Source organism: Stenotrophomonas sp. PA-6-5C, assembly GCF_021605635.1.
Taxonomy (GTDB): Bacteria; Pseudomonadota; Gammaproteobacteria; order Xanthomonadales; family Xanthomonadaceae; genus Stenotrophomonas; species Stenotrophomonas lactitubi.
This window is the reverse complement of sequence record NZ_WKEE01000036.1, coordinates 44,825-51,522: the sequence shown is the minus strand read 5'-3', so window position 1 is coordinate 51,522 and position 6,698 is coordinate 44,825. Positions and strand designations below refer to the sequence as shown.

Sequence of the window (6,698 nt, the reverse complement as noted above, 5' to 3'; positions counted from 1 at the left end):
ATCCCAACGAACGTCGGACAATGGAGGCCTTGGCGGCCCGCCACGCCGCCCCTCCCGCTTTCCGCTGCAAGGAACTCCCCCATGGCCGCCCGCAAGTCCACCTCCCCCCTGATCGAAGTCACCGCCCGTCGTGGCCAGCCGCTGGGCATGTCCCCGGCCGTGTTCCTGCGCGACTTCTGGCAGAAACGCCCGCTGTTGATCCGCAACGCCTTCCCCGACTTCCAGACCCCGGTACAGCCGGAAGACCTGGCCGGCCTGGCCTGCGAAGAGGGCGTGCTGGCCCGCCTGATCGAGCACGACAAGGCCCAGGACAGCTGGCGCGTGCGCAGCGGCCCGTTCCAGGAAGACATCTTCCCCGCCCTGCCCGACCACGACTGGACCCTGCTGGTGCAGGACGTGGACAAGTGGGACAAGGACGTGCGCGCCCTGATCGAACACTTCAGCTTCCTGCCGCGCTGGCGCATGGACGATGTGATGATCAGCTTCGCCGCTACCGGTGGCTCGGTCGGCGCCCATGTCGACCAGTACGACGTGTTCCTGCTGCAGGCCCACGGCCACCGCCGCTGGCAGATCGATGCCAGCGAATCGATCAAGGGCAAGCGCCCGCCGCTGGGCTTCCGTCCCGACGTGGAGCTGAAGCTGCTGGAAGTGTTCAAGCCGACCCACGACTGGGTGCTGGCGCCGGGCGACATGCTGTACCTGCCGCCGAACGTGCCGCATCACGGCGTCGCCGAAGACCCCTGCCTGACCTTCTCGTTCGGCATGCGCGCACCGTCCTCGGCCGAGCTGATCAGTGATTATCTGGACACGTTGATCGCCGATGCCGACGAAAACATCCGCTACCAGGATGCCGACCTGAAGGCACCGGCCGACCCGAACGAAATCGACACCGTGGCAATGGCGCGGGTGATCACCGCCCTCAACGCCATCCGCATGAACGATCCGGACAAGCTGGGTGACTGGTTCGGCCGCTTCATCACCACCTACCGCGCTGCCGGCGAGGTGATGGCCCACCAGGCCGCGCCGCCGCAGGAAGAAGTGATCGAAGCCCTGCAGTCTGGCCTGCTGCTGCAGCGTCACCCGTGGGCGCGCCTGGCCTGGCGCCGGGCCAAGCGCGGCGCCAGCCTGTATGTCAGCGGCCAGGATTTCGCCCTGCCGATCAAGGACGCGCAGCGCCTGGCAGGTGCCGAGCAGCTCGACGCTGCCGCCTACCGCGGCCTGTCCGACAAGGGCCGCGCAGTACTCCAGCAACTGCTGGTCGGCGGCGTGTTCCAGCTGATCGATCCGAACGAGGTGTATGCCGACGAGGAGGAAGCGGTGCTGGGTGAGGTGATCGAGGGCCGTGAGCAGGTCGAGGTCATCGACGCTGACGCCATGTCCGATGATGTCCATCTGGTGACCGTGCACGACGACGGCATTGAAGTGATCGTCAACTTCGATGACCACGACGAAGACGACAGCACCCCAAGTCGCGGCTGAACCATGAGTCCGCTCCGGGTCCAGCAGGTGCGCCATGCCGAGGCCCACGTCGCCATCCACGACGTGCGCCAGCGGGTGTTCGTGCAGGAACAGGGTATCGATGCCGCCCTGGAGCGCGATGCCCTGGACCCGGTCTGCGCCCACGTGCTGGCGCTGGATGCCCACGGGCAACCGGTCGGCACCGGGCGGCTGGCGCCGGATGGTCGCATCGGCCGCATGGCGGTGCTGCCTGCGTATCGCGGTCACGGCGTCGGTGAGGCCCTGCTTGAGGCGTTGGTACAGGCCGGGCACCAGCTCGGCCTGGCCGAACTGCACCTGCATGCGCAGCTGCCGGCGCGCGACTTCTACGCCCGCCAGGGCTTCCTGCCGGAAGGCCCGGAATTCGAAGAAGCCGGCATCGGCCACCAACAGATGCGGCGCCGGCTGCAAGCCGTTTCCGCCATCGACAGCCGCGCTGAAGCGCTGGCGATCACCACGGCGATCATCCACCGCGCACGCCGCCGGCTGTGGCTGCACAGCCGGCAGCTGGACCCCGGCCTGCTGGATGCGCCACCGGTACAGGCGGCCCTGCGCCGCTTCGTCACCGCCCGCCACGACAAGCAGCTGCGGGTGATCGTGCATGACGCAGCGGCTATCGCCAGCGCCGGTGCGCCGCTGCTGGCGCTGTTCCAGCGCCTGCCCAGTGTGATCCAGTTCCGCGAGGTGGCCGATCCGATCGATCGCGCCCTGGCCTCGGCCTGCCTGCTCAACGATGCAGGCGACTTCTACTTTCGTCTCATCGGTCATCGCCTCGACGGCGAATCCGCAATCGCGCTACCGGCACGTTCGCAGCCGTTCGAGCAGCAATTGCAGCGTGTCTGGGACCGTTCGCGCGAATGCAGCGAATTGCGCGCACTCGGCATCTGACCGCGACCGGTGCGCTCAACCTGTCTGGGACCGACACCGGGGGACGCCCGATGCCCTCCTCGCTGCCCCTTCGTGTCCGGATGGGGGTACAATTTGGCCGTTTGAACGCGCCCGTGCATGGCTATTCATCTTCGTGCCGGGTCCTTCTGAAGCCATACCCCACAAAGCGAATCAGCACCCTCCATCGTGGACAATCAACTGAAGCAGTTTGCGCAATCTTCGCAACTCGCCGGCGGCAACGCCTCCTATGTCGAGGACCTGTACGAGCAGTACCTGGTCTCCCCGGATAGTGTCGATCCCAAATGGAAAACCTACTTCGACGGCTTCAAGGGCCGCGAAGCAGGCGACATTCCGCACTCGGCCGTCATTTCCCACATCGCGGACGCGGCCAAGGATGCGCTGAAAGCAGGCACCGGCACCGGTGCAGGCGATGAGCGCGAGCGCAATGTCGGTCGCCTGATCACCGCCTACCGTTCGCGTGGTCATCTGGACGCCCGCCTGGACCCGCTGGGCCTGGCCGCTCCGGTCAACACCCCGGACCTGGGCCTGCCCTTCCACAACCTGTCCGATGCTGACCTCAACAGCGAGTTCAGCACCGGCGGCGTGGGCGGTCAGCCGCGCATGAAGCTGCGTGACCTGCTGGCGCGCCTGAAGGCGACCTACACCGGTTCGATCGGTGCGGAGTTCATGCACATCTCCGAGGTCGAGCAGCGCCAGTGGATCTACAAGAAGCTGGAACTGGCCGGTGGCAACTACCAGCTGGACGCTGACACCCAGCGCCGTACGCTGGAGCGCCTGACCGCCGCCGAAGGCCTCGAGCGCTACCTGCACACCAAGTACGTCGGCCAGAAGCGCTTCTCGCTGGAAGGCGGCGACTCGCTGATCCCGATGATGGACACCATCATCCGCAGCGCCGGCAAGGATGGCGTCAAGGACGTGGTGGTGGGCATGGCCCACCGTGGCCGCCTGAACGTGCTGGTCAACACCCTCGGCAAGAACCCGCGCAAGCTGTTCGACGAATTCGAAGGCAAGTTCGAGCACGACGAGCACGCCTCGGCCGGCGACGTGAAGTACCACATGGGCTTCTCCGCCGACGTGGCTACCGAGGGTGGCCCGGTCCACCTGGCACTGGCGTTCAACCCGTCGCACCTGGAAATCGCCGACCCGGTGGTTGCCGGTTCCGTGCGTTCGCGCCAGGAACGCCGCAAGGACACCGCGCGCAAGCAGGTCATGCCGATCCTGATCCACGGCGACGCCGCCTTCTCCGGCCAGGGCGTGGTCATGGAGCTGTTCCAGATGTCGCAGGCCCGCGGCTTCGCCGTTGGCGGCACCGTGCACATCGTAGTCAACAACCAGGTCGGCTTCACCACCTCCAATCCGCTGGATACGCGCTCCACGCGCTATGCCACCGACGTGGCGAAGATGATCGCCGCACCGGTGCTGCACGTGAACGGCGATGATCCGGAAGCGGTGGTCTTCGCCGCGCAGCTGGCCTTCGAGTTCCGCCAGAAGTTCGCCAAGGACGTGGTCATCGACCTGATGTGCTACCGCCGCTGGGGCCACAACGAGGCCGACGAGCCGGCGATCACCCAGCCGCTGATGTACCAGGTGATCCGCAAGCACGCCACCACCCGCGAAATGTATGCCGAGCAGCTGGAAAAGGCGGGCGTGATCGCCGCCGGTGCCGGCAAGGCGATGGTCGATGCGTACCGCGAGAAGCTCGATGCCGGTGAAGTGACCACCGAGCTGGCCAAGGTCGAAAAGACCCCGCCGACCAGCCCGCTGTTCGTTGATTGGCCCAAGCTGCTGGAAGGCAAGCTGTCCGACCCGGTGTCGACGAAGGTCGACAAGGACAAGCTGGTCGCGCTGGCCAAGCTGATCAACACCGTCCCCGAAGAAGTGCAGCTGCACTCGCGCGTGTCCAAGGTGTACGACGACCGCCGCAGGATGGCTGCCGGCGAGATCCCGGGCGACTGGGGCTTTGCCGAGAACCTGGCCTACGCCACCCTGCTGGATGAAGGCAGTGCGCTGCGCCTGGTCGGCCAGGACGTCGGCCGCGGTACGTTCACCCACCGCCACGCGATCCTGCACGACCAGAAGACCGACAACTACTACCTGCCGCTGCGGCAGCTGGTGGATTCGCCGGAGAAGGCCACCGTCATCGATTCGCTGCTCAGCGAAGAAGCCGTGATGGCCTACGAGTACGGTTTCTCGACCACCGATCCGAACACCCTGTGCATCTGGGAAGGCCAGTTCGGCGACTTCGCCAACGGCGCCCAGGTGGTGATCGATCAGTTCATCGCCGCCGGCGAAGCAAAGTGGGGCCGTATTTCCGGCCTGACCCTGCTGCTGCCGCATGGCTATGAAGGTCAGGGCCCGGAACACAGCTCGGCGCGCCTGGAGCGCTTCCTGCAGCTGTGCGCGCTGGAGAACATGCTGGTGGTGGTGCCGTCGACCCCGGCGCAGGCCTTCCACATGCTGCGTCGCCAGCAGCACCTGACCACCCGCAAGCCGCTGGTGGTGATGTCGCCCAAGTCGCTGCTGCGCCACAAGCTGGCCGTGTCGACCCTGGACGAGCTGGCCAATGGCGAGTTCCAGCACCTGATCGGCGATGCCAATGCAGATGCCAAGAAGGTCAAGCGCGTGGTGCTGTGCTCGGGCAAGGTCTACTACGACCTGCTGGAAGACCAGACCAAGCGTGGCCAGGACGACGTGGCGATCATCCGCGTGGAGCAGCTGTATCCGTTCCCGCGTGCGCTGCTGGCTGCCGAACTGAAGAAGTACGGCAAGGCCACCGACGTGGTGTGGACGCAGGAAGAACCGCAGAACCAGGGGGCGTGGTACCAGATCCGCCACCACCTGCAGTTCTGCCTGGCCGATGGCCAGAGCCTGCACTACGCCGGTCGCGCACGTTCGGCTTCGCCGGCTGCCGGTCACATGGCTGACCACGTCCGCGAACAGCAGCAGCTGGTCGCCGATGCACTGGTCAACCCGTTCAACGACTCGTTCGCTGAATAACTCTCCCCCTATTTAGAAGACAAACCAGGAAGCTCCCGCATGGCCACCGAAGTCAAAGCCCCGGTACTGCCCGAATCCGTCGCCGACGGCACCATCGCCACCTGGCACAAGAAGGTGGGCGACGCCGTCAAGCGCGACGAAAACCTGCTTGACCTGGAAACCGACAAGGTCGTCCTGGAAGTGCCGTCGCCGGTCGATGGCGTGATCAAGGAAATCAAGTTCAAGGAAGGCGATACCGTCACTTCCAGCCAGGTCGTGGCGATCATCGAAGAAGGCGCCGTGGCCGCTGCCCCGGCTCCGGCTGCCGAAGAGAAGAAGGCTGAGGCCGCTCCGGCCGCAGCTGCTCCGGCCGCCGCCGCTGCTCCGGCCCCGGCTGCCAAGTCGGCTGCCGATGCACTGCCGCCGGGCGCCCGTTTCAGCGCCATCACCGAAGGCGTGAATCCGGCCGACGTCGACGGCACCGGCCGTCGTGGCGCCGTCACCAAGGAAGACATCGTCAACTTCGCCCGCAACGGCGGCGCCGGCAAGGCCGGTGGTGCACGTCCGGAAGAACGCGTGCCGATGACCCGCATCCGCAAGCGCATCGCCGAGCGCCTGATGGAGTCGAAGAACTCCACCGCGATGCTGACCACCTTCAACGAAGTCGACCTGTCCAAGGTCTCGGCGGCGCGCAAGGAACTGCAGGACGAGTTCGTCAAGGCACACGGCATCAAGCTCGGCTTCATGAGCTTCTTCGTGAAGGCCGCCGCCAACGCGCTGCAGCGCTTCCCGCTGGTCAATGCCTCGATCGACGGCGAAGACATCATCTACCACGGCTACTCGGACATCTCGATCGCCGTGTCGACCGAGAAGGGCCTGGTCACGCCGGTGCTGCGCAACGTCGAGCGCATGTCGTTCGCCGACATCGAAAAGACCATCGCCGACTACGCCAAGAAGGCCCGTGACGGCAAGCTGAGCCTGGAAGAACTGCAGGGCGGCACCTTCACCGTGACCAACGGCGGCACCTTCGGTTCGCTGCTGTCGACCCCGATCATCAACCCGCCGCAGAGCGCCATCCTCGGCATGCATGCCATCAAGGAGCGCCCGATCGCCCAGAACGGCCAGGTCGTGATCGCGCCGATGATGTACCTGGCGCTGTCCTACGATCACCGCATCATCGACGGCAAGGACTCGGTGCAGTTCCTGGTAGACATCAAGAACCAGCTGGAAAACCCGGGCCGCATGCTGTTCGGCCTGTAAGAGACCTCCCGCCCCTCCGCGCCTGCGCGGAGGGGTTCTGGTAATGCAACAAGGAC

Annotated in this window: 4 protein-coding genes; all 4 read left to right on the top strand. The window is 65.9% G+C overall.

Annotated elements, in window-relative coordinates:
- Positions 1 to 81: 81 nt before the first annotated feature.
- A complete protein-coding gene (locus tag GIW57_RS15485; protein ID WP_100460483.1) occupies positions 82 to 1,479 on the top strand; it encodes a cupin domain-containing protein in 1,398 nt (465 codons plus the stop codon).
- Between the two features lie 3 nt (positions 1,480 to 1,482).
- Positions 1,483 to 2,385, top strand: a complete 903-nt coding sequence (locus GIW57_RS15480; RefSeq protein WP_100460484.1) for a GNAT family N-acetyltransferase — start codon at positions 1,483 to 1,485, stop codon at positions 2,383 to 2,385.
- A 186-nt stretch (positions 2,386 to 2,571) separates the two neighbouring features.
- Complete coding sequence (locus GIW57_RS15475) at positions 2,572 to 5,403, top strand: 2-oxoglutarate dehydrogenase E1 component (RefSeq protein WP_236511881.1); 2,832 nt, start codon at positions 2,572 to 2,574, stop codon at positions 5,401 to 5,403.
- Between the two features lie 39 nt (positions 5,404 to 5,442).
- Positions 5,443 to 6,642, top strand: coding sequence for a dihydrolipoyllysine-residue succinyltransferase (sucB, locus tag GIW57_RS15470; RefSeq protein WP_100460486.1), 1,200 nt, complete (start codon positions 5,443 to 5,445; stop codon positions 6,640 to 6,642).
- Positions 6,643 to 6,698: the final 56 nt, after the last annotated feature.

Excerpts from the sequence above, each read along its gene's own strand:
- sucB (WP_100460486.1), top strand. The coding sequence starts at position 5,443 with ATGGCCACCGAAGTCAAAGCCCCGGTACTGCCCGAATCCGTCGCCGAC.
- GIW57_RS15485 (WP_100460483.1), top strand. The coding sequence starts at position 82 with ATGGCCGCCCGCAAGTCCACCTCCCCCCTGATCGAAGTCACCGCCCGT.
- GIW57_RS15480 (WP_100460484.1), top strand. The coding sequence starts at position 1,483 with ATGAGTCCGCTCCGGGTCCAGCAGGTGCGCCATGCCGAGGCCCACGTC.